Here is a 666-nt window from a genome sequence, read left to right on the forward strand (position 1 = left end):
CTAACTGGAGCAGATCAACATTTTAATCTGGCTCAAAAGTGACATTACTATCTGGGGCCTACACGCCTTAGTGCGTATTATGGGTCTAAATTATGTTGAGTGGTTCGCTTTGCTTAACTGAATAAGAACGTGGGTGAGTAACATGCTCAATGAGGAGGTCGGCTTGTCCGGCCTTTTTGATGCTCGTTAGGAAAATCGTTGTTAGAAGTTAACCCGTAACATAATTTGCATAATGCGTACACATTGTTTTTATGCAGCGTGTGTCATGTGGTATTATCTTGAACTTACACAAGTAGAGGATGTTTTATGATTTCAGGTTTGGATTTTGTACTGCAGAACAACACGTTATTAGAAAAAGAAAAAAATGAAATTCTTAATTATATAGGTGAGAATATTGAAGAGGATGGTTATTTTAAGTTTGATTGGACCATGGACTCTGCACCTCAAGGCTTAACCAATATTGTTGCGGGTAAGGTTCAAGAGCATCTTCGTGAAAAGCAATGGTTTTGCAAATTTGATACAGATATTGAGTCGTCTCTGATCACGTTTGAAGTTTTTCCTTTACCCGTATAGTCAAACGTTAACTCGTCTTTTAGCCCCGCAGGGAGAAGGGCACTCTTCATACTTTTGGAGGGTGCTTTTTTTATTGCCCGAAAAGCAGCGAAG

General features: G+C 39.2%; 1 protein-coding gene. It reads left to right on the forward strand.

Annotated features, from left to right (window positions below; genetic code table 11):
- Positions 1 to 306: 306 nt before the first annotated feature.
- A complete protein-coding gene (locus AB4589_RS25350) occupies positions 307 to 573 on the forward strand; it encodes a hypothetical protein (protein WP_372101951.1) in 267 nt (88 codons plus the stop codon).
- Positions 574 to 666: the final 93 nt, after the last annotated feature.

The sequence above is a fragment of the Vibrio sp. 10N.222.49.A3 genome (genome assembly GCF_041475145.1).
Lineage (GTDB): Bacteria > Pseudomonadota > Gammaproteobacteria > Enterobacterales > Vibrionaceae > Vibrio > Vibrio tasmaniensis_A.